This is a genomic window from Streptomyces corynorhini (genome assembly GCF_003346515.1).
GTDB lineage: Bacteria > Actinomycetota > Actinomycetes > Streptomycetales > Streptomycetaceae > Streptomyces > Streptomyces corynorhini.
In genome coordinates, this window is sequence record NZ_QQNA01000155.1 from 1 (window position 1) to 25331 (window position 25331).

Below are 25331 nucleotides of genomic sequence, written 5' to 3' on the forward strand. Positions count from 1 at the left end.
TCGGCCTCGGCTTCGCCATCCCGATCAACCAGGCGAAGAACGTCGCCGAACAGCTCATCAAGACGGGCAAGCCCGTCTACCCCCTGATCGGTGCCACGGTCACGATGAGCGAAGAGGGCGAAGGCGCCGTCATCTCCCCCGACGGCGAGGGCGGCGCAGCCGCGGTCTCCCCGAACGGCCCGGCGGCCAAGGCGGGCCTGAAGGCGGGCGACGTCATCACGAAGTTCAACGACACCCCGATCGACAGCGGCCCCACCCTGATCGGCCAGATCTGGACCCACAAGCCCGGTGACACGGTCACCCTCACCTACAAGCGCGGCGGCAAGGAGTCCACGACCCAAGTCACCCTGGGCAAGCGCGAAGGCGACAGCTGACTCACGTTGCCGGGCGGTCGTCGCGCGAACGGATCCGCCCGGCGCGTGCATCGACGGCATCGACGGCATCGACGGCGTCGGGGGTCGCCACGGCCGGGGCACCGTCCGACGCGACCCCTCGTAGATTGATGTCATGGGACTCTTCGACAAGCTGACCGGAACCAGGCGCCCCACCGGCGGCGCCGCCCCGCGATCCGCCGACGAGGTCCGCGAGGCCCTGCTGAGCCTCAACAGCGCCGCCGTCCCGTACATCATCCGGGACGGCCGTGAAGAGGGCGCTGACCTGGTGGCCGAGTGGCGCGTCATGGAACCGGCCTGGCGGACCTTCTTCGTCCGCACACAGGTCAGCCGAGTGTTCCAGGTCCGTATGCGCCTGGTCCCCGAGAAGAACGAAGTCCGCTCGCTCGACCAGCAGTACGAGGTCTCGTGGGTCGGCGGTACGCCCAAGCTGGCCATCGCCGCCGAGACTCAACGCGGCCAGGCGCGGACAGTCTCGAAGCGCTGGACTTTCGGCGAGGCCAAGGACACCGGCCGCGCGGCGACCGAGACGTTCAGCGTCGACAGCTCCGACCTGAAGGATCCGCTGCAAAACACCGTCCTGGGCGCGGGGTGGACCTGGCGTGGAGTCATCACCGGCAAACTGTGAGGCGCACGCCCCCCCCTGCCGAGCTGCCGCGGCGCGGGCCGTTTTCGGATCCTGCGGGCCCGGAGACGGACCAAAGGCCACCCCGGGGAGCCGGGGCCGGTAGGCTGTAGCCGCTCCGCAGCAGGTGGGCGGGGCGTGGGTGGGTTGCCCGAGCGGCCTAAGGGAACGGTCTTGAAAACCGTCGTGGCAGCGATGTCACCGTGGGTTCAAATCCCACACCCACCGCAGCAGGTCAGCGTAGGTGCAGGTCAGAAGGGGTTCCCCGCAGTGCGGGGCACCCCTTCTGCGTTCGGCCTGTCTCACCCTGTCTCGCTTGTGGATCATGCGGGATCAGCATTCGTCCCCCAGCCGTCCCCCAGAAAGGGGCAGTGTTTGGGGTGGACCGGGCTGGCCGAGCCCATGTGCTCAGTGATACCAGGGCCTGAGTTACAACTTCCTTCACAGTGTTCAAGGCGGCTCGCTCCGCTCCCCGCGCGCAGCCCGGCCCTCGGCCGGGCCTGCGCTTCTGTCTCCGCCCCACTCCAGCCCGGCCGGCGCCCGTGCCGCGCTCATAGCGATCAGCCGCCTGATGCCGAAGAAAGGGGTATGACGTGGGTGGGTCCAGTCGGCTCCGCAATATGACTGCCTGGTCTAAGAGAGCGGCTCAATACGTATGCCTGAGCAGCGACAGGCGAACCGTTTACCCTCTGCCCGCTCCACCCACTGTTTGCAAGAATCGCAGCGAACCTGTCCGTAAAGTTCAAGAACGGCTAATCCGAATGACTCGGCCTCCACCCAAGTGACACCTTCTGCCCACTCATTGTAGTGCGCTCCCGCGGCGTTCCGTAGATGAACCCAGGTATCCACTTTCGCCAATAGGTGAGCGCATGAGGTGCCTTTGAGTTCCTTCATGATTCCCGGCCACATGTCATGGAGGGTATATGCATCTCCGCGCTTGCGCTTTACGCTGCTTGGCAGTGTCCAGCTGAGGTGATCGCAGATCTGTTCAAGAAGTCGTCCCGCGACGCCGCAAACCACGAAAGGGTCCGACAAATCCAAAGCGGCCCACAATGAATCCGCAGGATCCACGCCAGCCGACAAAACATGTGGCCCGCCGCCAAAATCCCAATTCCTGATCTCAATCTCCATAACGGGATGGCCGGTGCGCTGAAAGATGTCACGGAGCTGACTGCGCCAAAGTCGGTCATGAACGGTGACCAACAACTGCCAGTCCTTAAATTCTCTAACCACCATCTCCATTAGCGAAACCCTGATGTTTGCGTCTACGCTCTGCAGCACGTCATCAAGGATTAGCACCCTCGCCTGTCCCTGTCGGCCAGCCGCCCGAGCTACCGCAAGAAAGTACAGAAGGGCGATCAAATCTTGATACCCCTCGCTGAAAACCTTCTGCGGCGTTGTAAAAATTTCACCTGCAAGCGTTACGTTAATTTCGAGCGACACGTCACTAAGTTGGCCAAATGCTGGCTCCACTCGTCGCACATGAGAAGCGCCTGTCACCGAAAGAAAGGCAGATGTAAGCCAATCGCCGACCTCGCTCAGAAGAGCTTGCATTGCAAGCAGTCGTTCTGTAGTGGCGGTACTCGGGAGTCGGAGCCGCTTAGCGCGTTGGTTCAACTCGTACACCTGGTCCTTATGCTTATTAACTTCCTCCATTTTCGCCTGGACTGCTCGCGGCAATGAGACTCTAATCCTGTCCGCTGCAGGGAGTCTCTTGTAAACGTCTACGGAAATCATCTCTGCTATGTCGTTCGCACCTCGCGGCGGGGGATCGACTCCGATCAGCTTGGCGAGGTCGGCAGCCGCCTCCCTCATCAAACGCTTAGTCTCGTGGCGCTCATCGATAACCGCTTGCTGATCTGTCGTCAGCGACGGAACCGAAGAAATATCCTCTCCCAAAGCGTGATCGATAAAAATCGAACCTCGCTTAATGGCCGGAGTGTCAAGGAACCGTAGGATATCCGCCCTCTTCAAGCTCATCGGAATCCGCGCAAACGCATCGGGCACCTGATCGCCGAATACCTGCACACCAACCTCGTTGAACGTGGCCCAACGCCTCGCCGAACTACCGTCGGAAAGCTCCACTTCGACTGAACACTTCGTGCCTCCTGCGGCTAGGTTAACAAGAGAAGGTGCGGCATTTGCCCGCACCGATTTATTTCGACCCACCGCCCTTTGGCATGCCCATTCGATGGCATCAACTATGGACGACTTACCCGACCCGTTGTCGCCGAAGATGAGAGCGGAACTCGGCTTTCCATTGGAGTTACGGAAGGAGACTTCGAGCCTTCCCGGAACTCCCCTGAAGCTTTCTGCGGTTACTTTCGAGACTCGAACTCTGGAAACTTCATTCGCACGCTCCACCTTGCTGCTTGCCACTATCCCCCCAGTGATTAGCCTCAATGCCACACCTCTCTGAACATATAGCCCTGGATCGCTGCGCGCTACAGAAATGTCGGAACAGCACCGAGGCGCAAGAGGTGAGCGCCACACCGTTGCGGGTGCTGTGAAGCAGCGAAGTGCAGCAGTCGCCATGACCGCAGGTGACCGCCAACAGCTCACAAGGATGAAGGCCGGGCTCCCCATGCTTCTGCCGTCGCGGCTACCTGACCGACGTAACCGGGAAGCAACCCCGCGACTTGGCTCAAGCTCGCCCCAGGCACGGCAGTGAGCGTTTGATACGCACGTAGGGCGCCCAAGATGGAAGCATGAACAACTGGGGAGATCTGGCAGGCCAGACTGTCAGTGCACTCATAGGAACGTTGGCCGGCGGAGCCATCACGGTGCACGTGGCACGCTGGCAAACCGCAAGGACGATCACGGCCCAGGCTGAGCTTGCGGCTTCTCAAGAAGCTGCTACCAGCGCGTTAGCACGTCGGCAATGGACGCAGCAGCGCTCCGCCGAGGCCGCACAGCGGCTTCTGGAACGGCTCGCAGAGCTTTACTCATGGCTGCCGTCATTGCCGGACGTCGCCCTGGACGAACCTCAGTCGAGCCTCCGAGCTCGTGAGCAATGTATAGCGGCCCTCAGCTTGGTCCGCCAAGGCATGCAAACCGACCTTCTCTCCATAGACAACGATCGCGTTCGTGCCCGGTACAGGACCCTCGTGCAGCTGGGCTACGACGTCGGGTGGCGAGGCACCGGCCAAAGTAATCGCGGGCGTCAGATTCGCGACGTGCGCGGATACCTGCGTTATGTCCAGTTCACCCTGGAGGCCGTGATAGACGGAAGCCCCTTACCTGATGACTGCGAGGCTCCGGCGCTTGACCGGAGCGACAGCGCTCCTTGGCTGCCTCCAACGGTGCCCTGGCACTGGCAAGACCCAGCCGACGGTAGTTGAGGACCGGCTATACGAGGCCACAGGTTTCACGCTTCGCTGCTGTACGCGCGTCCCCCGTACAGCAGCGAAGCACAGCAATCGACCATGGCTCGCACAGCCTCTCGGGGATCTTCAGGTAGCCTCTATGACCCCAGTTGACTGGTCTCTGCGGAGCTACGGATCAGATGGTGACGGTCACTCGAAGGGGGCCCACCGATTCGGTGGGCCCCCTTCGAGTGCCTTGGAGATCAGTTGGATTCGGGCCGATCTTCGTCGTCATGCAGCGCTGCCGCGATGAGTTGGTTGGCGTGGGCTTGGCGGCCTCTGAGGATCTTGGCGTAGACCTTGTACATCACGGCCAAGCTGTGGCCGGCGCGGCGGGCTACTTCTGGGGGTTCTACTCCGGCCTTGATCCAGAGAGAGATTCCCGCGTGGCGGAGTGAGTAGGGGACTTCGGCCAGGGGGGTCTTGGTGTCCTCGGGTGTGAGGGTCTGGGCTCGGGCTTTCTTCCATACCTCGCAGTACTCGGTGGAGCGGACCCGGCCACCGTGGGCTGCGCGGAAGAGTCGGCCGTCAGCGGCGACGCCGTATCGCTTCTTGTGCTCTTGGAGCAGCCGTACGAGCGCGGGTGGGATGGGGACCGAGCGGGTTGCCTTGCGGGCTCGGCGCTTCAGGCCGCGTCTCTCGTACGGGGTGCCGTCGTCCGTCCAGCCCGAGGCAACTTCGGGGTGGCTCTCGGCGAGGATGAGTTCGCCCCATGCGTCTTCGTCCTTCTCATCGGCCGGAAGAACGCAGTCGCTGTTCTTCAGCGCCGCGATTTCGCCCGGTCGCATCGCCGCGTAGTAGACGCAGCCGAAGAACGCTTCAAGGTGTTCACCGCGGGGGCTCTGGGTCCTTACGGCGATGATCAGGGCTCGGGCGAGTTGGGGGTTCGGGACGTAACGGAAGTCGACTTCGTCGTCCGTGGGCGGGGGCTGCCAGTCGATGCGCTTGAGGGGGTTCGCAGCCAAGTGGTCGCGCTCGATGGCGTACATGAAGGCGTTGTTGAGGATCATCCGCTTGCGCCTGGTGGTGTTCTCGGCGGCGTTCTTTCCGTTGAGCTTGACCGAGATCGCGCCGAGTGCCTTGCGTAGGTGTTCGGGCTTCGAGGCTTCGGCGATGGGGAGGGAGTTCTTTGTGATCCATGCCAGGGCTTGGGTGATTTCGGTCGGTGGGGTCTCCATTATCGAGCGCGGTACGAGTTGGCCCTCGTCGTCGCGGACCAACCGAAAGGCCCAGGCGTACAGGGCGGCCCGGAGTACGAGCGGCTTCGGGTAGCCGCGTACGCCGGCCGCGATGAGCTTGGGTGTCACCGTGGCCAAGGCGTCCGCGATGCTCGCCCGGTGCTTGGCCGCAGCGCGAGGCCATTTCATCCGCGCGTAGTCCTGAGCGTGTTGGTACCAGGTGACGGAGTCGAGCACCCGCAGTTCCGATGTCGGGAGCCCCTCCTCCGTGTCGAACTGCTCGCCGCGTTGGAGCGCGGCCATCAACTCGGACCTGCGTCCGTCCGCCTGGCCCTTGAGTACGTAGCTCTCCGAGTGCTTCCGGGTGCTGACGCGCCACCGCACCCGGAAAGGCTTCCGGCGGTCGGGACGTACCTCGATCGCGAACATGCGCACGTCGAAGGTCAGCACGCGGGTACCTCCTCGTGATCGTTGAGCCACTTCTCGAAGTCGGACCGACGGAAGCGGAGTTGGCCGTTCGGGAGCTTGATGGACCGAGGGCCCTTGCCTCGGGCGCGCATGCGGTAGAAAGCGGCGCGGGACATGTCGAGTTCGGTCAGGAGATCGGCGAGCTTGAGGTGGGGTTCGCGGCGCAGGGTGGTCCATCCCCTCGGTGCGTGGTGGAGCTGTGACGCGGGTGTGGTGGCGGTGGCCAGGGTCAGCAGCGTCAGCGGAATCCGCTGACCAGGGGTTTTGGGGTGCTGACGAGGGTCAGCAGCTGTCAGCAGCGTCCGCTTGAATCCGGTGGGCCTGTGCATACCTTGCTGACTTCCGCTGACCTTGTGTCTTCCGTTGTTCTTGCTGGTCAGCGGGTTTTGCTGACGCTGCTGACGGTTAGCGGGCATCGTCGTTTTCCTCCTGGAGGGAGGGGTGGACGCGGTACGTCGCCGTGGCGGGGTGGCCGGCGCGGCCGGTTCGGGGCGGGGTGTCGGTGCGGAGGTAGCCGTGCGTTTCGAGGAGCGCGAGTGCCGGTTCCACCTGGGCGACCGTGCGGAAGCGGCGGGAGGCGGCGACCGCGTCGCGGCGTTTGAACGTCGTACGCCATGTGCCGTCCGTCCTGGGGCGCCGGAGCCATTCCAGGATGGTGTGGGCCGCGTCCGTGGCCGGGTCGGAGGCGATCAGGTCGAACACGGCCAGGGCGTGCTGGGTGTAGTACTCCGTGATCGCCGACGCCCTGGTGATCACGTCTTCGCCGATGGGGTGGCCCCAGGTTTCGGCGGCGATCCGGTCGGCGAGGTGGAGCAGGAGCGCGACCCGCGCCGTATGGCCGACCAGTTTTCCCGCCCAGTCGGGGAGGTGGGCGAGTGGTTGGCCGGGCTGGAGCGATGTTTCGAGGGTGTCTTGTAGGGCTTCTACCGCCCGGTCTGCTGTGGGTGTCAGCGGGACCGTGACCGGCTCTGGCAGCGCGCAGAGTGTTCGGAGAAGGTGGGTCAGACGGGCGTGGTAGCGCTGGGCTACCGGCGCCGGTACCGGGGTGGTGCGGGTGCGGCGGTAGCCGAGGTTGGAGGGTGGCAGCGCGTACAGGAAGCGTGCGAGGAGTCCTCGGTCGCGGGCGCCGGGGGCTCCGGCCAGGTCCTGGAGTACGGCGGGCTGGGGCGTGACGCCGATGGTCAGCGCGGGCTTGTCCACGCTCGGCTGCTCGCGCGTGATGCGGTCGGTCTGTAGGCGTTCGCCCTTGTGTGCCTGGAGGAAGACGCCGAGGTTCGGCTTCGCGCTGTAGCGGCCGGCGATGATGTCGAAGAGGTCGCCCTCGGGGGACAGGGCCGCGAGGCAGCGGTGGAGGGCGAGTTGGTGGGCGAGCGGTTCCGGGGTGATGTCTCCGGACACCGTCAGGCGCGGTCGCGGAGGTACATGGATCTCCTCGGCGAGCAGCTTTGCGGCGGATGCCTCGGCGACCAGCGCCGTACGGTCGATCGTGCCGCCGGGCTTGCGCGCCTTGGCCATGAGGCCCTCGGCCTCGGCGAGAGCGGCCTCTTTCTCGGTCTCCGCCTCGATGATCCGGGCGCGGGACTCCTCCTGCATCTGGCGCTCTACGTCGTAGATCGGTTCGGTCATGGCCGCGAAGACGTCGGACTTGCGGGAGGCGGGAGGCATCGCGCAGACGAGGTAGAGGTTGGCTTGCTCGCGCCACCCGGGCCGGATCTCCAGATGGACGCGACCGCCGGCCGCGGTGGAGACAGCGGCCAAGGCCATCGTCGCGGCGAGATCGGGTGGTGTCTGCGTGAACTCGGCTACGGCCGCGACGTGTTCGGCGATCCACGGCGTCAGCGCCGAGACCGGGAAGACGGGCAGTGGGGCGTGGGTGCCGAGGGGGACGGGCGCCGGCCACTGCTCGGAGGCGTGGATGGTGGTGAGCGCGGTGGTGGCGCGGGCGGCGATCTGTGCCGCGTCGGTGGTGCCCTGGCGGCTCTCGGCGATCAGGCGGACACCGGTCTCGATGAGACGGCGCTGCTTGGCCGTATCAGCAACGATCTGCGCGTAGTACGGACCGTTCGCCGCCGTGGGTGTCGCCTGGACGAGGGTGTGCAGGTAGCTCGCTCCGCCGACACGGTGGAGGTCCCCGGCGTCGCGGAGACGGACGGCGAGGGTGATGGGGTCTGCAGGATGGCCCGTCGCGTGCATCTGAGCGATCGCGGCGTGGATGGTCGCGTGCGCGGGACGGTAGTAGTCGTCCGGGGCGACGATGGCGCTGACGGCGCTGATCGCATCGCGCGACAGCAGCATCGCGCCGAGGGCCGCCTGCTCGGCGTCCTGGTCGTTGGGAGGTGCGGTGCCGGTGTCGGGTGTGGGGGAGTCGGCGTTCATCGGACGGTCCCTCGCGTACGAGGAGTGGCGCTGATCCGGCGAGCGGTGCCGCGATCCGACAAACGGGCAACCGCACGGTGGTGAGCGCGGACGTGGTGCATGCTTGTGGCACCTCCTGATTCCGTGGATGGGATGGGGGAGGAACCGGGGCAGCGGGCTTCTTTGACCCGTCGACCGCTGCCCCGGGCGAAGTCAGTGCTGGTCGGTCAGGGCGAGGAGCCACTGCCGGTACGCGCGCCGGACGTAGTCGCGGTGGTCGTCGTCGGTGACCAGCTCGGAGCCCTTGAGGCTCAGCCCGGAGTACGTCACGTCCGCCTCGACCAACCGCCGTGCGGCCAGGACCGAGGTCGACACCGCGGCGGCGGCGACCTCCGGGGCGTACAAGGCGGACTCCTCGATCGCGATGCGGTCCAGGACAGCCGCCTTGCGGAGCCAGAACTCGCGGTCCGGCTTCTGGCCGAGGAAGCGGTCTGTCGTGGCGCGGGTCACCCAGGCGATCTCTGTGACGATGCTCGGGGCGTCCTCGTAGGCGGTGGTTGCGGTGACGTGGTGGTGGTGGGTGTGGGTGGTGTGCACGGGCGGTCCTCCGGGGTCGGGGTACGGCCGGGCTGTCCGGTCCTCCGCGCGGACCCAACTTCGCTTACGGAGCTGCGGAGATGAGGCCGCACAGGGGGCCGTCAGCCGAGGAACTTGGCCGCTTCCGTATCGGTGGTGCCGCCGGCAGCCGACAGAAGGAGTGCCCGGAGGTCGTTACCGACGATGGCGGCGAGGCGCTGCTCGACCGCTTCCCAGGAGTCGGCGTCGATGGCCATCAGGGACGCGATGGCGGCGGGGCCGCGTCCCTCACCGAGCGCCCGGAGAGCGTCGCGGAGTTCGGCCGCGGCCATCAGCGAGATACGGGGCGGGGTGGTGGTCTCGTGCTGCTCGGACATGGGTGGGGTTCCTCTCGGTGAGTGTGGGTGCGGACGCTGGTTGAGTCAGTTGCCTATGTCGCGGATGGCGCTCCCGAGCGCGGTCATGATCTGGTCGATGGACTCGGCGGCTCCGGTCCGGGCGAGGTAGAAGCCGAAGAGCACGGCGACGACGGCGGCCCCAACTCCGAGCGCCTTGAAGCGCAGAAGCAGCAGCAGGAAGAGCCCGAAGAGCGCGAGTGCGGAGATCGTCAAGAGCATGTGGCTGGTCCCCTCGAACGGTGTGGATGGATGGAGTGTGGGTGTCAGCGGGTGCCGTCGTGGTGGAGCCGCGTGACGCCGTTGTAGAGGCGCCGGCCGACGCGCAGCCGCGTCCCGTACCCCGAGCAGCGGCGGCACTGCCTGCCCCGCTTCAGCCGCCCCGAGCGCCGGGCGCGGACGATGGCGTGTCCCCATCCCTCGCACTTGCGGCAGGTGCCGTACGGGCTCGCCGCACACAGCAGCGCGTAGCAGAGCGTGAGAACGATCAGGATCGGCACAGCAGAGAGCAGGGAGGGCATCGAAACCCCTTCCAGGGCGGGGAACAGGGCATGAGCGAGGCAGGCCGCTAGGAGCTAGTTGCCTGGTCAGATGTGGTTCTGGCAGCTAGCGGGGGTGCTAGACCTAGCGCGGGTTCCTGCTAGGTCCGGCACCCCGTGCGGCTATGCCGCGTCGGCCGTTCCGTCGTGCTTTCCGTCACGTTCCGCGAGCGCCGTCAGCACATCCGCGCGCTTGATACCGCGCCGGTTGGCGCCCCGGCCGTCCTCCGTCGTGCCCCACACCTGCGCGGTGCGGATGCCGTACGGCTTGAGCGCGCTGGTGAGTTGTTCCGGCGTCCAGCCGCCGTAGACGTCCGGGCGGAGTTCCGCGAGGCGCGGGACAACGGACTCGTTCCAGAGCTTCGGCTTGTCGGAGGGGATCGCCGCGCGGAGATCGGCGAGCAGGTCGTACGACGCGGCCGGATCCGTCTCCGGCTGCTCGCCGAGCGCGTGTCCGGCGAGGGTGCCGGCGCGCTCCCGCAGCGCCCGCGCGCGGAGCGCGATGACGTCGGCCTGTACGGCGTCGATGAAGGCCGAGCGGACGATACGGGCGTCGGCCCCCTCGCCGAGGAAGTAGCAGATGCCCTTGTCGCCCCAGGCGAACATGCTCGCCCGTACGCCGCGCTTGTACGCGCCGGTGCCGAGGACCATGTCGTTCTCCACCTGCCCCATGACCTTGAGGCACCAGCGGGCCGAGGCGTTGGCGCTGATCGCCGTCGGGATGCTGTCCTTGTCCGGTCGCTGCGTGGCGAGCAGCAGCACGATTCCGGTGGCCGGTCCGCGCTTCACCAGGTCGGTGCAGATGTCCTTGAACTCGCCCCCATACTTGGGGTGTTCGAACCAGACCTGGCACTCGTCGACGCCGACGACGATCGGGTGCAGGCCGAGGGAGCGCTTCGAGGCGAGTTCGGTGGTCACCTTCGACTCCGGGCAGATGTCCCTCGGCAGCGACCGGATCACCTTCGCGCGTCGCCTCAACTCGCCCTGGAGTTCGCGCAGATCGGCAATGGCGTACTCGATGTCCGCGTCTTCCTCGCCGGCGCGGTGCCGGTAGCCGACCCGGTCGCCGACGGCGTCCAGATCGCCGGTGCCCTTGAGGTCGTACGTGTGCAACTCGGCGCGTACGTCCAGCGCGGCGACGAGCAGCAGCAGGCGCAGCAGGAACGTCTTGCCCATCCGCGGAATCGCGCCGATCACACCGGCGATGAACATCAGCGTCACGCCGACCCACCGGCCGCGCTGGTCGGTGCCCCACGACACCGGCTTGAAGAGATCGGTGCTCCCGGACTTCGCGAGCGGCCACGGCTCCTGGCCGGTCTGCGACAGGTCCTGGTCGCCGACCCACAGGCGCAGGCGTCCGGTGTGTTCGTCGGGTACGGCCTCGGGCCATACGCACCCCAGCGGGCGGCGCAGACCGGAAGCGAGCTTGTCGCGGCGGTCGGCGACGTCGGTCACCGTGACGCCGTACGGCAGATCGCCCACGGCCAGCCACCCCGGGCCGTCCCGGGTGATGGGGGCGGTGAAGGTGAACCCCGGGCCGCCCTTCGACTGTGCCTGATTGATCGCCGCGAGACCGAGGGAGCCGAGCGCGCGCACCACGATGTCGCCGGTCAGCTTGGTCGCCTTGGGGATTTCCACGGCCCGGTGGATCACCGGGTTGTCGGTCGGCTGTCCCAGCCGGCCCAGTGCCAGACCCGCGACCGCGCCGCTCAGCGTCAGCAGCCAGCCGGGGGCGAGCACGTACAGGGCGAGGCTGCTGGACACCCCCACGACCGAGGCGGCGACGGCGACGACCGCGCGCCACCGCACCCGGCGGTCGCGCTGCCGCGAGAGCTTCAGGTAGTCCTCGATGTCGTCGTTCGCGGCGGCCGACTGCCGGAACGGCTCCCCCTCGGCGTCGACCAGCCAGCTTAGCGAGCCGCCGACGAAGCGGGCTGCTCCGCGCGGCGACTGGAGTGCGAGACGGAAGGTGTACCAGGGCGTGCGGACCGCGTGGTACGCGGTGACGTGCCAGGCGTACGTAGCGACCCCGAGGCCGGCGGCCCGGAACTCGGAGCGGGACGTGGCCCATGCGGGGATGACCGCCCGGCGCTTGGCGCCCCGCACCCGATCCAGCAGCCCGGGGCCGGACGGTCCGCCGGGGCGGTCGACCGTGAGCGTCGCGGCAGGGTCGGCCGACTCGGTCGACGCGGTCGGGGTCTTGGCATTGGCCTTGTCACGCGGGGAATCGCCGGAGGCGGCAGCCAACTCCTTCTCGAAGCGCGCGAAGAGTTCGCGCTCCTGATCGTCGTTATCTCCGTGCTTCACTGGCACTTCCTTCCTGAGAGGGATGGAGAGAGCTGAGGCCCGGCCCTACCCGCCAAAGCAGCGGCCGGGCCTCAGTTCGTGGTGGGTTCTTCGCCTCAGTCGGCGGGGCGTGCCGGTTCAAGTCCGGTTCCGGGCGGCGGCGCGGCAGGACGGACAGGGCGACGCTCGGCCCTCAGCGCGTCCCGCAGCTGCCGCGACCGGCCCTGGCTACAGCCGACGGCCTTGCGGATCGGCTCCGCGTCCAGGCGTTCGTACGGCCAGCTCGCCGTCTCCTCGCGGGCCTTGGCGATCGCCGCGTCCCAGGTGAGACGCGGGCGGTATTTCTCCGCCGTGCCCCGACCCACGGTTGCGGAGTCGGCCCGGGGCGTGTCGTCGGCGTCGGTCGTGTCGGTCGGGAGACATCCCTCCGGTACGAGTTCGCCCAGTTTCAGCAGGACGAGATCACGACGCGGCGCGCTCCGCCGCCATGCACGGCCGTAGCTCTCGCGCAACTCGGCCCGGACCATGAGCCGTTGCCGCTCCAACGCCAGCGCCTCGCGATAGTCGGTGGTCTCCCACAACACCATCCGGCGCCAGAGCATGAGCGTCGTGAGCGGCGCGAAGAGCCAGCGCGAGCGGCGGATGCGTTCCATCCGGGCGCCGGTCGCGACCCCGATCCGTACGGCGTACACGTGGGCGGCGATCTCGCTGAGCACGACCCACAGCAGCGGCATGGCGCCATGGGCGACCTTCGCCGAGACCGACGTTCCCGCCGCGACGTTCAGCCAGCAGGTGACGAGGGTGAGCGCCCACGGCACGAAGCGCACCCACGCCAACGGCATGCCGAGCCTGATCAGCAGCAGATTGGCGGCGGTGAAGACCGGGATGGCGATGTCGATGCCGACCGGCAGCATCCACGCTTCGGTGAATCCCCAGCTGCTCGCGGCCGAGGAGACGGAGTCGAACGAGGCGATCAGGCCGAGGCTGCCGACACCGGCCCCGGCGGGGAGCACGGCGCCGAGGAAAGCTTTCTCCGCCGTGCTGAGCGACGGGGGCGCCGTGGTTCCGGGGGTGGTCGAAACGGTGCTCACGCGGCTTTTCCCTCCGCGTCCGCCGAGGTACGGCCCGGCGCGGGCGCCTCGGCGGCGGCCGGGCGCGTCGTCATCAGTACGACGTTGCGGTTGCTGAGCTGAGCCGCATAGGCGGCGTTCAGGCGCGTGATCTCGTCGCTCTCGCCTTCCTCGATCAGCTCAGTCAGCACGTCGTGGGCCGCTGCCTCGCGGATGCGGCGCTCCTCGGCCGACTCGCCGTACTCACCGAGGAACAGGGCCCGGAAGTCCTCGGGCTCCGGCGCGTGGGGATCCGGCTCGTACATACGCATACGCACGGGTCTCTCCTGGGGGGCTGGATGGGGCGGGGGCGAGCCGGCGCGCGGCGGGCATCGTGTGACCCGTCGACCGCCGCGGACGACTCGAAGTAACTCCTCAAGAGGTCTTGTCCTCAACTCCTCTTTAGGAGTTGCCCACTATGGCCCACCGCTCTCCAAGTCGTCAAGACCTCTTTAGGAGTCGTATGCTGGCGCCGTCGCACGAAGAGGACGGTGAGCACGCATGGCCAAGGCATACGAGCGGATCGCGGACGAGCTACGGGAGTCCATCCGCGCAGGCGAACTGAAGCCTGGCGACCGCCTGCCCTCGGAGACGAAGCTCGCGGAGCGGTACCGCCGGAGCGTCCCCACCATCCGGGACGCGCTCCGCGTGCTCCAGGACGAGGGGCTGGTCGAGAAGCAGCACGGCCGCGGCAACTTCGTCCGCCGAGCCCGTACGAGGGTGCTGCGCACCAACGACCGGCACCAGTGGGAGAAGGACCGGGCGCGCGAGCCGGAAGCCAAGCGGCTGGAGACGGGCTCCACCGAGCATGACACCGGCCTCGGCGTCAACGATCTCGTCTTCCACGCGTTGTACCGCGAGACCGAGGCGGACAAGGAGATCGCCGAGGCGCTCGGCGTCCCTGAGGGAAGCGCCCTGGTGGAGCGCACCTACCGGACGCGGTACGCGGCCGAGACCGCGCCGTTCGCGCTGGTCACCTCGTATCTGGTCCGCGCGCTGGTCGAGTCGAACCCCGACCTCCTGGACGCGGCCAACGAACCCTGGCCGGGCGGTACTCAGAGCCAACTGCTCTCGGTCGGGATCGAGCTGGACCGTATCGAGGAGCGCGTCACCGCACGGCCACCGACGCCGGAAGAGGCGGAGGAGCTTGAGCTACCGCCCGGCACCTCTGTCCTCCTGCTCCGGAAGACCTCGTTCGACCTCAACGACCGCGTCGTGGAGATGTCCGACGTCACGCTCCCCGGTGACCGTACGGAAATGCTCTTCGTCACTCCCCTGGAAAGGTGGTGAGTGCCGTGAGCAGCAGGCGCATCATCGTCATTACCGCCGTGCACGCGCCCTCCGCCCACTTCCTGCCGGACGCGTACAAGTCGCTCTGCGCGCAGGAGTTGCCGGAGGGGTGGGAGTGGCACTGGCTGATCCAGGAGGACGGCCGGAGCGACGAGGTCGCGCCGCATGTGCCCGACGATCCGCGCGTCACCTTCCATCAGGGTCGCCCGGGCGGCCCGGGGACCGCCCGTACGCTCGCGCTCGCGCACGCGGACGGCGAGTACGTGAAGGTCCTGGACGCCGACGACCAGTTGTCGGCGGGCGCGCTGACCCGGGACCTGGCCGCGCTCGAAGCCGACCGCACGATCGGATGGGCGACGTCGCGCGTACTGGACCTGCTGCCGGACGGCTCCACGGCCGGTTTCCCGGGCGACCCCGACGCGGGGCCCCTCGCGAGCGGCGCGGTGCTGGCGTACTGGTCGGCCAACGACTACCGCGCCCCGGTCCACCCGGCGACCCTCTTCGCACGCCGCGAGCTGGTGCTCGCGCTCGGGGGCTGGATGGCGCTGCCGGCCTCGGAGGACACCGGGCTGCTGCTCGCGCTGGACGCGGTCAGCCGCGGCTGGTTCACCCCCGAGGTGGGGCTCCTCTACCGCAAGTGGCCCGGCCAGGCGACCGGCCAGGCCGCTCACGTCGACCCGGCGGAGCGGGACGCGCGGATGGCCGTGGTGGAGGCGCGGGCGCGGGCTTTGTCGGGGTTGGGGTGGAGTTACCCGGTCAAGGGCTGAACCCGTCCGGAGTTCGACGAACTCCCTCATGTCGCCTCTTCCGCTGCGCGATCTGGGATCCGAACGGGAGTTCTATCGATTTGAGTACGTGGCCAGTCGTCTGATCAGGCTGTAGAGACGTGCCTAACGAGACGTCGGTGCGGATATATCCGATGCGGAGATGCCTCCTTCGGAAATACATCTCGTGAGGTTGATCCAGGACATCCACTGTCAGTGGCGGGTGCTTCCATGACGTCATGAGTACTGTGCACGAAATCGCCGCCCGCCTCCCGCGCCCCGTCGAACTCCGCACCTATCTGCGCGCGTTGGCTGTTCTGGACGACACCATCGCCGACGATCCGCGGTTCTGCTGCCACATCTTCGATACGGCCTGGGGCCCTGATGAAGAGGTAGCCCTGATGGAGAACGGCTCCGGAGATGACTTCTCTGTCATCTTCACCCCCGCTGGTGTGCTTATACGCGGCTTCGACCACGAGTCGGCGATGAGCCCGTACGGAACGGACGATGAGCAGGTCTGGCCCGGCGTCATCGACGAAGTGCCCGGCGCACTGCGGTCACTCCTCCACCAATCCGCCTTCTGCGACGAGGGCATCGACGCTCCTCGTGTCACAGCATGCCTATGGCGGGAGACCGGCGATACGGCCTGGCGCACTGGTTCGGCTATCACCTTCCCTCCGGGCAGCGAGGACCCGGACGGTTCCGACTTTCTCTTTCGTGTTCTCGCCGACCGCTCCCCCGAGGCTGTCCAGAGCTATTTCGAGGATTACTACGAACGTCCCGTTCCCCTCGATGCGATCCGCCACGTGCTGGCCGGGCTTCCCCTCACTCCTGCACTCGCTGCGGCTCTGAACCCGGCCGTTTTCTCAGATGCGGCCCTGCTCCTCAGGATCGCCGACCATCCCGAGGTCGCCTCTTATCTGGCCTGTGATGGCGAGTTCGACATCGTCCGCACTGATCCGATCGAGGCGATCACCTTGCCCAACAGCCTGCCGGTGGAGCCCATCGCCGGCTGTAACGCAGGCGGCACCCACTACCTCTGCGGCCCGGCTGTCCCTGGCGGCTTCCGACCCGTCCTTTACACCGACTCAGAGGGCGGTGCCTCCTTGATCGCCGAGTCCCTGGCCGAGGCCCTGACCCTCGCTATCGTCCTTCCGTCCTGGCACGACGCCCTGGCAGATATTCGTCCTCCTGCCCCCAACTCCGATTACCTCGACGATCACCCGGACCACTCGGTAGTCCGCAACCACCTGCTCGCCGCCCTTCGGCTCCCCCCGGCCACCGAGCGGGACGTTCTGGTCCGTCTCCGCGCCGCCGCCGCACGCACGGTCCCCGATGGCTTCCTTCCAGGAGTCCTCGGCGAGGAGGACGCCTCCTTTCAGCCGATGTTCGAACCATTCGCGGAGACGCTGTAGAGCCCCGGAGGCATTCCGGACAGCATCGGGATGCAGGGCCCTTCTTCCAGTCGATTCCCAGGTGACTGCGCGCCAGGATCCCGTACTCATCAAGCGTAGGAATCAGCAGGGCTTCACTGCCGACTGCTCCCTTTGTCGAGTTCGGCGCCTTCACTTCGTCGGTTGAGCTGAAGCGAGCCGGATCAGCTACGGACCGGAACCTCGTAGACGACCTCGCAGCTCGCCGCCGGGATGACGATGTCCGCCGTCTCGACAGGTCGCGATTCGTCGCTGTAGTACGTCCGCCGGATGCGCGTCACGAGCGCGCCGCGCTGTACGCCGAGGAGCGTTGCCTCCTCGGCGTTGGCTTGTCCGGGCTCGGGCTGTTCCACGACGTGGCTGACCGTGATGCCGATCTCGGCCATACGGTCAACGACTCCCGCGCCAGCGTGCGGACCGCCCTCGGGGAGCACGATGAGCGTGCCCGACGTGAGGTCGTACGGCTCCCAGCTGGTCGACACCTGGACCGGCTTGCCGTCGACCAAGAACTCGTACGCCGTACGGACACAGAGATCCCCCTCGGCGACGCCGAGCCGCGCGGCGATGCCGGCCGGGGCTGGAACCTTCGCGTCCGTACGGCTCTCCCACGCGCCCCGCTTACCGAGTGACGCCATGTCTGCGCGGAACGGCGAGCCGCCGCGCTGCTCGCGGTACTGCGAGCGGACCATGCGCAGCCGCTCGCGCGGCTCGGCCACGTAGGTACCGGATCCCGTACGCCCTTCGAGGACGCCCAGCGAGATGAGCAGCTCCTGCGCGCGGCGGACGACGTTCTCTCCCACCTCGCACTCCTGTGCGAGCTGAGCACGGGACGGGAGCCGGTCTCCCGGCGTCCACTCCTGATCGGCGATGCGCTGCCGCAGCACGTCGGCGATCCGGAGGTAGGGCGGTTGCTCTCGCATATGGAAAATCTAGTCCACTAGCTCTAATCTAGTTAACTAGCTTCACGTAAAGTGATCCCGTGGCGACGGAGGCCGTGTGTCCTCACCTCGAATTCGTGCTGACCGGATGGCCGCACGTCTCTCCGACGCCGGGCTCACTCCACGGGTGCTGGATCACTCCGGCCACCTGTGTGTGGAGACGGAGGTACCGGAATCGGTCGTGAGCAGGGCCGATTCCTGGCAGGAGCTTTTATCGGTGTGGGAGACGGCCGACTGGTTTGGGTTGGTCGTCACCAGCGCCGGGGGCCGCATCGCATGGGCCGCAGTCAGCGAAAATGCCCCCGCGACAGCCAGCGGCGTCCGGGGGCACAGCCATCAGCTATAGGGAGCTGATCAGCGTGTTCGACTTTATCCGGTGGGCTGCTGAGTGGACTAGACAGCAGCTCGTTCCACCTTCGCGTCATCGTCGGCGACGCGCCAGGCACCGGGCCGCAGTGGATGTTCTCAACAGGCCCTTGTCTTCCGCGGCTCGGTCGCCGAGATACCCCAAGCACGCGGAGCCACTCCGGGGGGAGGACAACCTTCTCGTCCGTCCGTACGTACTGACCAGCGAGGAACGCGCGCATCTGTGGCGCACCCCGCGCCGCCGCGCGCTTCTGGTCCGTCCGCACTTCGATGTCGCGGAGGTTCTGTGATGTCCATCCGCCACCGACAACTGCCCTCCATCGCTGCGGCGGTGCCGTACTACTCGCTTCCCTGCCGCATCGGCACGCACGAGTGCGGAGAGGCGGAACCCAAGGCTCCGCCGGCTGACGTGCCGATCGTCTACGAGGCGTGCGTGTGCGCCTGCCATCTGCGGGCTGTCGCCGTCTCCGGCGGTACCGGCGAGGTAGAAGGAGAGGAGCGGACGCATGGGTAACCGCTACCACCACATCGCGGACGACCTCCGCCGACTGATCGCGGCGGGTACGTGGCCGGTCGGCGAGCGGTTGCCGGCCGAGCAGGAACTCGCCGCGCGCTACCGGGTCAGTACCCCGACTCTGCGCAACGCCCTGGAGGTTCTCCAGAGCGAGGGGCTGGTGGAGAAGCGCCACGGCGCCGGCAACTTCGTCCGCCGTCCCGGGCAGCGCCTCACGTACGCCAGTGAGCGCTCGGCCAACGCGGCTGTCAGCGTCGGTCTCAGTGTCAGCCACGACCGGAACACGGTGAAGGCCGACGGCCGGTTGGCGCTGCTTCTGGCGGTACGGGTTGGCAGCCCGCTCACGGAGTACGCATTCATTGGCCACCAGGGTGCCTCGCCACGCAGCCTGGCCCGGGTATACGTGCCGTACGCCGTGGCGCGGCTCGGTGCGGTCGACAGGAGCGAGGTCTCGCCGTGGGGCGACGACGTGCGAGATCTGCTGATGGCGGCCGGGGTACGGGCGGCGGCCACGACCGAGCGCGTCACGGCCCGGTTCCCCACGGGCGACGAGGCGCAGCTGTTGCACATCACCCGGCGGTCGCCGGTGCTCGCGGTGGAACGGGTCTCTACCGACTCTGGCGGGCGCGTGGTGGAGGGGGCGCTCCTCGTGCTGCCGGGTGATCGCAGCGAGATTCTGCACACGGGCTGTTCTGCGGCCGACGAGTTGGAGGCGACGGGATGACCGGCCATCAGGACGACAGCGCTCCGGCGCCGACGCCGTTACGCGTCAACTCCCTTCGGCTGCTGCCGTGGTCCAGTCCTGAGGGGAACCCCTGCTTCCTGAGCACCGACGGTCGCGGCAGCATGATGTCCCGGCTCGCCGACGACGTGGAGGAAGCACAGACCGGCGTGGCGGCGGAGGTCCTGGACGATGCCGCCGCCATTCTCGCCGAGCGCAAGGCGGACGTGAGTGACCTCCGACGTGCGCTGGCGCGGGTGATGGAGGCGCTCGGGGACATGCTGCGGGTGGCGGAGAGCCGTGGGGCGCGGTTGTCGGTGTCGGACGATGACGATGACCAGGATGGCGGTCCTGAGCTACCTGCGGAGACGGCGGTATGACCGCCGCGGCTCAGACACCACCGGAGAGCCGTCGCCCCGCCACCCATTGCGGATGTTGTATCGGACATCGGGTCGTCTGGTGCCCCGACTGCTTCGGCTTCACGGGCTGTGCTACCTGCCTCGGCACGTATCGAGTCGCCTGCCCGGTCTGCGCCGGCGGAACGCTGGACCCCATCCGCTGGTGACAGCGTCGCCCTGCTGACTGCGGACCGGCACCCTCCATATGAGGGTGCCGGCCCGCAGTCGCGTGGTGCGTACGTCAGGAGAGCGTCTCCGCGTCGATCCGGGAGAAGATCAGATCGCTCTCGCCATCGAGCGGCCCCCGCCACCGCACGGGTACCACGGCCTTGTTCCGGATCGCCGCCGGGTAGCTCTCGGGCGCGTAGTCATTGGCGAGCCGGTAGACGTGGAAACCGTGGTCCCGCATGGTCCGCAGCAACTCCTCGGCGGAGTCGCCGAGCAGCGCCATCCGGTCGGGGGTCACCTCGACCGTGATCTCGGCGTCCGGCCGCAGCTTGTCGAGCAGGGGCACCATCCCCCGTACGACCGGCCCCTCGGCCCCCTCGACGTCGATCTTGATCATGCGGGCGCTCGCGATTTCCTCGGCCGTGAGCAGCTCGGGCAGCGGGAGTGCCTCGATGTCGAACGACGACTCGGCCGGCCCGTCGTACGGGACGATGCTGTTGGCCCCCATGTTCGCCGAGCTGGCCAACACGAACGTCAAGGTCTTCCGGCTGTCGGAGACGGCGCCATTGACCGCTCGGACGTTGTCGCAGCCGTTGAGTTGCGTGTGTTGCAGCAGCCTCTGATGGAATGCGGGCGAAGCTTCGATCGCCACGACCCGGCCCTCGGCCCCGACCAGCCCGGCCGCCAGCACGCTGTAGTACCCGATGTTCGCGCCGACGTCGACGAACGTGTCCCCAGGCTTCAGCCGGCCCTGAAGCCACCGCGTCATGTGCGGTTCCCACACACCGAACATGTACAGGTACCGCTGGATCAGATCCTGTGTGTCGACGGCGAATCGGGCGTCGAACCGGGACCGGGCAACCCGCCGCCGTGGGCGTTCACGGAGCCGCGGGTTCAAGTACCGCCCGGCCAAGGCGGCCTTGCCGAGGGCCCCGGGGGCGTCTCGTATGTAGCCCCTCCCGAGGGTGATCAATAGATCTGAGCTGCGACTGAGCATCCGACTGGCCTCTCCGCCGGGTCCGCGTAAACCGTAGCCCTGCCGAGAGGCGCTCGCGATGCTCACTTCAGGGTTGCGTGGCTATGCGGGCGCCGGTGTAAGGGCACCCGTCCAAGGCCCGGCTGCCGCGCGCTTCATAGCGTGGATGCGCCGTCCATTCAAGGCTGCCGGGTGGCAGAAATACCGGATAGCCGCAGGTCAGATCCATTGAATGGAAGTCGTTCGCTGGCGAGTCTGGTGCCAGGCCAACGCCGGGTGGCGCCGCCCGGTGGAGCCGAGACAGAACCGCTCTCGGCGAGCTTGCGTGGCTAACCCCCGCTCTCCCGATAGTGGCCCACGTCGAACCCCCGGACCTGTCACTCGGTACTGGGCACCGACTCCCATCCCCTCGCATGCGGCTGCCGTATGCCCTGATTCGGAGAGAAGCCAGATGAACCCGATCGACCCGCAGCACACCATTCGGATGCTCGTGCTACTTCTGCTACTCATCGTGCTTGCCTCTGCCTTCGTCGTACTTCTGTACGTGGCGTACAGGCATCCTCCGCTTGCTACGCCTCTGCTGGTGGCCATTGCCGGAGTAACGCTCCTGATCGCGCTGATTGTGTTTGTGGTCAACCAGCTGTAGCGAGGAGCCGACTCCGGAGCCGCCGCGGAGGTGCACCACCACGTTCTCCCGCCCAGGGTTCACCCGTAGCTGGATTGCCACCTGGGCCTGAGGCCGTCCTGCTCCTAGGATTCTCCAGAGATCTAGATGACTCGGTGGACTGGGGGACGAGTTGGGGACCGGCGAGCAACTGGTGACCGTTGCAGCGGTGTTGCTGGGCGCGCTGACGACGCACTTGACCAACTACGTGATGGAACGCAGTCGGCATCAGCGCGAGTTGGTGACCCGGTGGGACAACCGGAAGCTTGACGCCTACGGCGGCTACGTCGACCACGTACGGGCCGGAATCTTCCTCGCTGTGCAGCTCTACGAGCACCGAGAGAGGTTACGGCGGAGCGAGCGCTCCGAGAGAGAACTGAGCACCGACCTGGCCGAGGGGGAGCGGCTGCGTGGGCGCGCTTTCGAGCAAGTGATGCTGCTCGGTGGCGACGAGGTGGTGGAGGCGGCCCACGAACTGCATGCCAGGGTCCGCGCGATCGACTGGCAGGCGACCGGGAGAACCACGGGCACGCTGGAAGAGTGGCGGGACCTGAACCGTGACGCCTTCCGGCAGATCAACGCCTTTCATGAGGCGGCCCGGGTGGATCTCGGAGTCCGGGGCCGGGTGACCGGCGAGATTCACCCCGAACGGGACCTACTCCTGCCGGCCGCTCGTCGCGACGGCGACGGGTCGACCGGCTGAGATCCGTCCCCCGAATCCGACGTCCCCCAGTCGTCCCCCACGGGGCGGCGGATCGGCCCGTAACCGGGCGTTCGCGCTGGTCGTCGGAGTGCCGGAGCCGGGCGCTGGATCCTCTTGAAAACCGTCGTGGCAGCGATGTCACCGTGGGTTCAAATCCCACACCCACCGCAGCAGGTCAGAAGGGGCGTCTCCTGGTGGAGGCGCCCCTTCTGGGGTTCTTGCGACGCGCGGGCTCTTCTGTCCCGGCGCGGCTGTGCCAGGGTGGTAGGGGCGTGTTCGTTGGAGGGTGGAGGAGGGAGTGGGCCATGCGGATCGGCGACGTGGCCGCGGCGGCGGGGGTCAGTGTTCGGGTGCTTCGGTACTACGAGCAGCAGCGGTTGCTCGTCTCGACGCGGACGCCCGCCGGGCATCGGCAGTACGAGGAGAGTGCCGTGGACCGGGTTCGGCTCATTCAGTTGTTCTATGGTGCCGGGCTCTCCAGCAAGGCCATCCGTGAGGTGCTGCCCTCTGTGGAGGCGGGCGAGGCCACCGCGGAGCTGGTGGAGTTTCTGATGGGCGAGCGTCGGCGGGTGGAGCAGCGGATCTCCGATCTGGTCACCGTGCGTGGCCGCCTTGACGTGGTGATCGACGCTGCGGTCAACCCCCGCCACGACTGTCTCAGCTCCACCGCGCCCTGACACGGTGGTCGGGACTTGCATATGACACTGGTGTGAGGTTCTAGCCTCTGGAGTCATCGGAGGGTGCTGACGCCGTGGGGCGTCGGTGTCCGTGGGATGTGCTCCAGGAGATGACAGTGAGTGAAGCGTTCGGGTTCCGCGAGTTCGGCGGGCCTCAGGTGCAGATGTTCTTCGACCGGCCGGATCCGGTTCCGGGGCCTGCGGAGGTGCTGGTGCGGGTGACGGTCGCGAGCGTCAATCCCCTTGATTTCAAGCTGCGCGCCGGTGCCATGCCGCAGTTCTACGGCGATCGGCCGTTTCCGCACGTCCTGGGGGCGGAAGCCGCCGGTGTCGTGCTGGCCGTGGGGGCCGAGGTCGAGGGGCTCGACGTGGGCGACGCCGTGTTCGGGTGCTCGCTCGCCGGGGCCGGGACCTACGCGAGGACCACGGTTCTGGACGCGGCCAACACCGCGCGCAAGCCCGACGGGCTGCGTGACGACTGGGCGGCCACCATTCCCGTGGCGGTCACGTCCGCCCTCAACGCGGTGGACCAGCTCGACCTGCCCGTCGGCGCGACCGTCCTGGTCAACGGGGTCGGAGGAGGCGTCGGGCTGGTGACCGCGCAGGTCGCCCGCGACCGCGGCCTGCACGTCATCGGTACGGGCGGCGCCGCCAAGCGGGCGCTCGCCGAGGCGGTCGGCGTGACGTTCGTCGACTACACCGACGGCGATGTCGCCGACCAGGTGCGCGGCCTCGCGCCTGACGGTGTCGACGGTGTGGTGGACCTCGTCGGCGGCGCGTCCCTGCGCGCCGTGGCGCCGCTGTCGCGCGAGGCCGGGAAGGTGGTGTCCGTCACCGACCCGACGGTGTCCGAACTCGGTGGCGAGATGGTGCGCCGCCGGGTGGACCGGTCCGACCTGGAGCGCGCCGCCGCGCTCATGGTCCAGGGGCGTCTCGACCCTCAGGTCGGCAAGACCTATCCCTTGTCCCAGGCGGCCGACGCCCTCGCCCTCGTGGAGCACGGCCACGCCCTCGGCAAGGTCGTCATCGACATGACCGGGACGGCCTGAGGGTCCTTCGTTTGGGTCGGGCCGGGTCAGGTCGGGTCGGGCCGGGTCAGGTCGGGTCAGGTCGGGTCGGGTCGGGGAGGGGGCTGGTGCCGTGGATCGCGTGACCACAACGCTGCGAGGCGCGGCGCCGGGGTCCCCGAGCCCGGCTTGATCCACACGAGAGGGCCCGGGGAGCCGGGACGGGCGGTGGGCCGGTGTTCCGGGCTGACGCACGGGGGCGTCCGGATGATGGACGGGCATTCTGTTGCACCTGTCTTGTATCTAAGCTGTGCGCATGCCATCCGCGCCCGCGCCCGCGTCCGTCGTCCCCGTGAAACCGCCACCCGCCGCCGAGCGGGTCTACAGCCACATCAAGGAAGCGGTGCTCGACCGCCGTTACGAGGGCGGCACCCTGCTCACCGAAGGGGAGTTGGCGGAGGCGGTCGGGGTGTCGCGTACCCCGGTGCGCGAGGCGCTGCTCAAGCTGGAGGTCGAGGGGCTGATCAAGCTCTACCCGAAGAAGGGCGCCCTCGTGCTGGCCGTTTCCGCGCAGGAGATCGCGGATGTCGTCGAGACGCGGCTGCTGGTGGAGGAGTTCGCCGTACGCAAGGCGGTGCCCGCGTCCGCCGCGCTGATCGCCCGCCTGGAGGAGCGGCTGGAGGAGCAGCGCCGCCGGGCCGAGGAAGGGGATCTCGCGGCGGTGGCCGTGAGTGACCGCAGCTTCCACGCCGAGATCGTGCGCAACGCCGGTAACCAGATCCTGCTCAAGCTGTACGACCAGCTCAGGGACCGGCAGCTGCGGATGGGGGTCGCCGTGCTGGAGGCGCATCCGGACCGTATCGCCAAGAACGTCACCGAGCACGCCGAGATGCTCGAAGCCATCAGAGCGGGCGACGCCGACCGCGCCGCCGCCTGTGTGCGCAGCCATGTCAGCCGGGTCAAGGTGCTGGTCAGGGGGGAAGCCCGGTGAGCGGTGCCGCCTCCGTCACCCTGCCCGGCGATCCGCCCGGCGGCCGTCGCGCCACCTGGGTCTGGGGCATCGGCGTCGCCGTCTACTTCGTCGCCGTCATCTTCCGTACGAGCCTGGGGGTGGCCGGTCTCGACGCCGCCGACCGGTTTCATGTCAACGCCTCGGCCCTGTCGACCTTCTCCATACTCCAGCTGCTCGTGTACGCGGGCATGCAAATACCCGTCGGCCTGATGGTCGACCGGCTCGGCACCAAGAAGGTGCTCACGCTGGGCGTGATCCTGTTCACCATCGGACAGCTGGGCTTCGCCTTCTCCCCCTCGTACGGCACCGCCCTCGCCTCCCGCGCGCTGCTCGGCTGCGGCGACGCGATGACGTTCATCAGCGTGCTGCGGCTCGGCACCCGCTGGTTCCCGGCCCGCCGCGGGCCGATGAT

Annotated in this window: 27 protein-coding genes and 1 tRNA gene; 15 read left to right on the forward strand and 13 right to left on the reverse strand. The window is 67.7% G+C overall.

The annotated features are described in order from the left end of the window. The 3 genes from DVH02_RS19655 to DVH02_RS19665 all read left to right on the forward strand — a co-directional run. Positions 1–374 (forward strand): S1C family serine protease (locus DVH02_RS19655; RefSeq protein WP_114625139.1); only part of this gene is annotated, 374 nt, incomplete at its 5' end. A 133-nt stretch (positions 375–507) separates the two neighbouring features. Continuing rightward, entirely contained in the window at positions 508–1020 is a 513-nt protein-coding gene (locus tag DVH02_RS19660) for a hypothetical protein (protein ID WP_114625140.1), read from the forward strand. A gap of 138 nt (positions 1021–1158) precedes the next feature. Next, positions 1159–1245: transfer RNA gene (locus DVH02_RS19665), tRNA-Ser, on the forward strand. A gap of 405 nt (positions 1246–1650) precedes the next feature. Here the strand turns inward: DVH02_RS19665 and DVH02_RS19670 are convergent. The 11 genes from DVH02_RS19670 to DVH02_RS19720 all read right to left on the reverse strand — a co-directional run bounded on the left by DVH02_RS19670 (position 1651) and on the right by DVH02_RS19720 (position 13566). Further along, a complete protein-coding gene (locus tag DVH02_RS19670) occupies positions 1651–3396 on the reverse strand; it encodes an AAA family ATPase (protein WP_158575912.1) in 1746 nt (581 codons plus the stop codon). Positions 3397–4585: 1189 nt separating this feature from the next. Then, entirely contained in the window at positions 4586–5989 is a 1404-nt protein-coding gene (locus tag DVH02_RS19675; protein WP_114625162.1) for a tyrosine-type recombinase/integrase, read from the reverse strand. A gap of 14 nt (positions 5990–6003) precedes the next feature. Further along, positions 6004–6195 carry a helix-turn-helix transcriptional regulator gene (locus tag DVH02_RS19680; protein WP_267899064.1) on the reverse strand — a complete coding sequence of 64 codons (192 nt, stop codon included), beginning with the start codon at positions 6193–6195 and terminating at the stop codon, positions 6004–6006. 238 nt (positions 6196–6433) lie between these two features. Then, positions 6434–8404, reverse strand: a complete 1971-nt coding sequence (locus DVH02_RS19685) for a YfjI family protein (protein ID WP_114625142.1) — start codon at positions 8402–8404, stop codon at positions 6434–6436. Between the two features lie 192 nt (positions 8405–8596). Then, entirely contained in the window at positions 8597–8980 is a 384-nt protein-coding gene (locus DVH02_RS19690) for a hypothetical protein (RefSeq protein WP_114625143.1), read from the reverse strand. 101 nt (positions 8981–9081) lie between these two features. Beyond that, a complete protein-coding gene (locus DVH02_RS19695) occupies positions 9082–9336 on the reverse strand; it encodes a hypothetical protein (RefSeq protein WP_114625144.1) in 255 nt (84 codons plus the stop codon). A 45-nt stretch (positions 9337–9381) separates the two neighbouring features. After that, entirely contained in the window at positions 9382–9576 is a 195-nt protein-coding gene (locus DVH02_RS19700) for a hypothetical protein (protein ID WP_114625145.1), read from the reverse strand. A gap of 44 nt (positions 9577–9620) precedes the next feature. Continuing rightward, positions 9621–9875, reverse strand: a complete 255-nt coding sequence (locus tag DVH02_RS19705) for a hypothetical protein (RefSeq protein ID WP_114625146.1) — start codon at positions 9873–9875, stop codon at positions 9621–9623. A 141-nt stretch (positions 9876–10016) separates the two neighbouring features. Then, positions 10017–12200 (reverse strand): cell division protein FtsK, encoded by a 2184-nt coding sequence (locus DVH02_RS19710; RefSeq protein ID WP_114625147.1) that lies wholly within the window; start codon positions 12198–12200, stop codon positions 10017–10019. A 95-nt stretch (positions 12201–12295) separates the two neighbouring features. Then, on the reverse strand, positions 12296–13270 hold the full coding sequence (locus DVH02_RS19715) for a DUF2637 domain-containing protein (RefSeq protein WP_114625148.1): 975 nt from the start codon (positions 13268–13270) through the stop codon (positions 12296–12298). Beyond that, positions 13267–13566: a hypothetical protein gene (locus tag DVH02_RS19720; protein WP_147286087.1), complete on the reverse strand. Its 300-nt coding sequence runs from the start codon at positions 13564–13566 to the stop codon at positions 13267–13269. Before DVH02_RS19720 ends, DVH02_RS19715 begins: the two co-directional genes overlap by 4 nt. A 223-nt stretch (positions 13567–13789) precedes the next feature. On the opposite strand from DVH02_RS19720, the gene DVH02_RS19725 reads away from it, so the two are divergent. From DVH02_RS19725 to DVH02_RS19735, 3 genes are all read left to right on the forward strand, one after another. After that, on the forward strand, positions 13790–14578 hold the full coding sequence (locus DVH02_RS19725) for a GntR family transcriptional regulator (protein WP_114625150.1): 789 nt from the start codon (positions 13790–13792) through the stop codon (positions 14576–14578). Next, positions 14575–15345, forward strand: coding sequence for a glycosyltransferase family 2 protein (locus DVH02_RS19730; protein WP_114625164.1), 771 nt, complete (start codon positions 14575–14577; stop codon positions 15343–15345). Before DVH02_RS19725 ends, DVH02_RS19730 begins: the two co-directional genes overlap by 4 nt. Positions 15346–15581: 236 nt before the next feature. Next, entirely contained in the window at positions 15582–16757 is a 1176-nt protein-coding gene (locus tag DVH02_RS19735; RefSeq protein ID WP_114625151.1) for a hypothetical protein, read from the forward strand. Positions 16758–16939: 182 nt separating this feature from the next. Here the strand turns inward: DVH02_RS19735 and DVH02_RS19740 are convergent, their stop codons facing one another. Beyond that, positions 16940–17695: a GntR family transcriptional regulator gene (locus DVH02_RS19740; protein WP_114625152.1), complete on the reverse strand. Its 756-nt coding sequence runs from the start codon at positions 17693–17695 to the stop codon at positions 16940–16942. Between the two features lie 673 nt (positions 17696–18368). On the opposite strand from DVH02_RS19740, the gene DVH02_RS19750 reads away from it, so the two are divergent. The 3 genes from DVH02_RS19750 to DVH02_RS19760 are packed head-to-tail and all read left to right on the forward strand — an operon-like array spanning position 18369 to position 19694. Next, the gene (locus tag DVH02_RS19750) at positions 18369–18593 is read left to right on the forward strand and encodes a hypothetical protein (RefSeq protein WP_114625154.1); all 225 of its coding nucleotides are present in this window, start codon (positions 18369–18371) and stop codon (positions 18591–18593) included. Then, positions 18586–19317, forward strand: a complete 732-nt coding sequence (locus tag DVH02_RS19755; protein WP_114625155.1) for a GntR family transcriptional regulator — start codon at positions 18586–18588, stop codon at positions 19315–19317. The genes DVH02_RS19750 and DVH02_RS19755 overlap by 8 nt, the downstream gene beginning before the upstream one ends. Then, the gene (locus DVH02_RS19760; protein WP_114625156.1) at positions 19314–19694 is read left to right on the forward strand and encodes a hypothetical protein; all 381 of its coding nucleotides are present in this window, start codon (positions 19314–19316) and stop codon (positions 19692–19694) included. Before DVH02_RS19755 ends, DVH02_RS19760 begins: the two co-directional genes overlap by 4 nt. 259 nt (positions 19695–19953) lie before the next feature. On the opposite strand, the gene DVH02_RS19765 is transcribed toward DVH02_RS19760, so the two are convergent. After that, positions 19954–20877 carry an FkbM family methyltransferase gene (locus tag DVH02_RS19765; RefSeq protein WP_114625157.1) on the reverse strand — a complete coding sequence of 308 codons (924 nt, stop codon included), beginning with the start codon at positions 20875–20877 and terminating at the stop codon, positions 19954–19956. 430 nt (positions 20878–21307) lie between these two features. Here DVH02_RS19765 and DVH02_RS19770 point away from each other — a divergent pair, with 430 nt between their 5' ends. From DVH02_RS19770 to DVH02_RS19795, 6 genes are all read left to right on the forward strand, one after another. After that, on the forward strand, positions 21308–21502 hold the full coding sequence (locus tag DVH02_RS19770; protein WP_114625158.1) for a hypothetical protein: 195 nt from the start codon (positions 21308–21310) through the stop codon (positions 21500–21502). Between the two features lie 172 nt (positions 21503–21674). After that, positions 21675–22223, forward strand: coding sequence for a hypothetical protein (locus DVH02_RS19775; RefSeq protein ID WP_233518333.1), 549 nt, complete (start codon positions 21675–21677; stop codon positions 22221–22223). 305 nt (positions 22224–22528) lie between these two features. Further along, on the forward strand, positions 22529–22900 hold the full coding sequence (locus DVH02_RS19780; RefSeq protein ID WP_114625160.1) for a MerR family transcriptional regulator: 372 nt from the start codon (positions 22529–22531) through the stop codon (positions 22898–22900). Between the two features lie 116 nt (positions 22901–23016). Then, the gene (locus tag DVH02_RS19785; RefSeq protein ID WP_114625161.1) at positions 23017–23949 is read left to right on the forward strand and encodes an NADP-dependent oxidoreductase; all 933 of its coding nucleotides are present in this window, start codon (positions 23017–23019) and stop codon (positions 23947–23949) included. 274 nt (positions 23950–24223) lie between these two features. Next, positions 24224–24898, forward strand: coding sequence for a GntR family transcriptional regulator (locus DVH02_RS19790; protein WP_114625165.1), 675 nt, complete (start codon positions 24224–24226; stop codon positions 24896–24898). Then, positions 24895–25331 (forward strand): MFS transporter (locus tag DVH02_RS19795; protein ID WP_147286088.1); only part of this gene is annotated, 437 nt, incomplete at its 3' end. The genes DVH02_RS19790 and DVH02_RS19795, both read left to right, overlap by 4 nt.

Bases quoted from the DNA above. Each gene is read 5' to 3' on its own strand.
- DVH02_RS19660 (WP_114625140.1), top strand. From the start codon at position 508: ATGGGACTCTTCGACAAGCTGACCGGAACCAGGCGCCCCACCGGCGGC.
- DVH02_RS19675 (WP_114625162.1), bottom strand. From the start codon at position 5,989: ATGTTCGCGATCGAGGTACGTCCCGACCGCCGGAAGCCTTTCCGGGTG.
- DVH02_RS19685 (WP_114625142.1), bottom strand. From the start codon at position 8,404: ATGAACGCCGACTCCCCCACACCCGACACCGGCACCGCACCTCCCAAC.
- DVH02_RS19695 (WP_114625144.1), bottom strand. From the start codon at position 9,336: ATGTCCGAGCAGCACGAGACCACCACCCCGCCCCGTATCTCGCTGATG.
- DVH02_RS19700 (WP_114625145.1), bottom strand. From the start codon at position 9,576: ATGCTCTTGACGATCTCCGCACTCGCGCTCTTCGGGCTCTTCCTGCTG.
- DVH02_RS19705 (WP_114625146.1), bottom strand. From the start codon at position 9,875: ATGCCCTCCCTGCTCTCTGCTGTGCCGATCCTGATCGTTCTCACGCTC.
- DVH02_RS19725 (WP_114625150.1), top strand. From the start codon at position 13,790: ATGGCCAAGGCATACGAGCGGATCGCGGACGAGCTACGGGAGTCCATC.
- DVH02_RS19735 (WP_114625151.1), top strand. From the start codon at position 15,582: ATGAGTACTGTGCACGAAATCGCCGCCCGCCTCCCGCGCCCCGTCGAA.
- DVH02_RS19740 (WP_114625152.1), bottom strand. From the start codon at position 17,695: ATGCGAGAGCAACCGCCCTACCTCCGGATCGCCGACGTGCTGCGGCAG.
- DVH02_RS19750 (WP_114625154.1), top strand. From the start codon at position 18,369: ATGTCCATCCGCCACCGACAACTGCCCTCCATCGCTGCGGCGGTGCCG.
- DVH02_RS19755 (WP_114625155.1), top strand. From the start codon at position 18,586: ATGGGTAACCGCTACCACCACATCGCGGACGACCTCCGCCGACTGATC.
- DVH02_RS19760 (WP_114625156.1), top strand. From the start codon at position 19,314: ATGACCGGCCATCAGGACGACAGCGCTCCGGCGCCGACGCCGTTACGC.
- DVH02_RS19765 (WP_114625157.1), bottom strand. From the start codon at position 20,877: ATGCTCAGTCGCAGCTCAGATCTATTGATCACCCTCGGGAGGGGCTAC.
- DVH02_RS19770 (WP_114625158.1), top strand. From the start codon at position 21,308: ATGAACCCGATCGACCCGCAGCACACCATTCGGATGCTCGTGCTACTT.
- DVH02_RS19780 (WP_114625160.1), top strand. From the start codon at position 22,529: ATGCGGATCGGCGACGTGGCCGCGGCGGCGGGGGTCAGTGTTCGGGTG.
- DVH02_RS19790 (WP_114625165.1), top strand. From the start codon at position 24,224: ATGCCATCCGCGCCCGCGCCCGCGTCCGTCGTCCCCGTGAAACCGCCA.